At 78.1% G+C, this 627-nt stretch carries 1 protein-coding gene; it reads right to left on the bottom strand.

The features are described from left to right. A partial coding sequence (locus SSQG_RS09725; RefSeq protein WP_208865630.1) for an ADP-ribosylglycohydrolase family protein occupies positions 1 to 627 on the bottom strand: 627 nt, incomplete at both ends.

The following is a 627-nucleotide window of genomic DNA, read 5'->3' as shown; positions in this document are numbered from 1 at the left end:
GGGCGAAGGCGCTGTCCGTGGCTTGTGGCGAGGTGGAGGGCGTGGCGGGCGTTGCGGCCGATCTCCGTCCCCTCCGGGAGCTCGGCGAGGGCCGCCGTGACGCAGGCGTCGACGTTCGCGCCGGCCAGGGCGAGGGCGAGGGCCGCGGCCATCGCGCGGGCGCCGTGCACGCCGTCGCCGTCCTGGGTGTACCGGGCGTCGAACTCGGCGAGGTCCGCGGCGCGCCGGGGGTCGCCCGGGTGGGCCACGGCCAGGACGCAGGCGCGTACGCAGGCCGCGTCGTCGAAGTAGTGCGGGTTGTCGTGGCCGGTGGCGGGCGGGCGCAGGCCGGTGGCGAGGTTGCCGAGGCCGGCGCGGACGGAGATGCGGGCGCGCAGGGGGAGGACGGCGGACTCGATCTCGGGGGCGCGTTGTGCCGCCGCGGCCACCTCGCTCGCGACGGCGTTCCAGGTGAGGTCGATCGCGGCGCGGGTGCGGCGGTCCCGGCTGAGGTCGCCCAGGACGGTGTCGTCGCCGGCGCGGAGGAGGGCCTCGGCGGCGAAGGCCGCCCATTCGGCGTCGTCGGAGGGGCCGAGGCGGAGGGGTTCCGGGGGCTGGTTCAGGGCGATGGGGACGGGGAGGGTCGTC

Source organism: Streptomyces viridochromogenes DSM 40736 (genome assembly GCF_000158955.1).
GTDB lineage: Bacteria > Actinomycetota > Actinomycetes > Streptomycetales > Streptomycetaceae > Streptomyces > Streptomyces venetus.
The sequence above is the reverse complement of the archived record's forward strand: the minus strand, read 5'-3'. Positions and strand labels throughout refer to the sequence as shown.